Raw genomic sequence first — 261 nt, 5'->3', positions numbered from 1 at the left:
TGTGATGTGCGAAGACCTCGAAGCTGCACTGGCATTGGCGCAAGGCTTTGGCGTGACAGAAATGCCGCAGGGTCGCAACTGGCTGCGCTTGCCAGACGGTCTGGCGGTCGAACTCATCCAGGCCAAGCCCGCGTCGTGCGTGGCGCAGGCCTTGGCAATCAACCCCCGTGCGCAGGCATGAACATGACCATCGTTGAGAAATACTGGGATGACGCCCGCGAGGGCGACACGTGCGTGAGCCCGAGCTACACGGTCACGAAG

General features: G+C 62.5%; 1 protein-coding gene. It reads left to right on the top strand.

Translation table 11 applies throughout. From position 1 onward, the window contains the following. Nucleotides 1–181: VOC family protein (locus ACVA6Q_RS24745; protein ID WP_446649236.1), on the top strand; the 181-nt coding region annotated here is incomplete at its 5' end. Nucleotides 182–261 lie beyond the last annotated feature (80 nt).

The sequence above is a fragment of the Vibrio sp. DNB22_10_4 genome, assembly GCF_052879755.1.
This window is presented reverse-complemented; position numbering and strand designations above follow the sequence as displayed.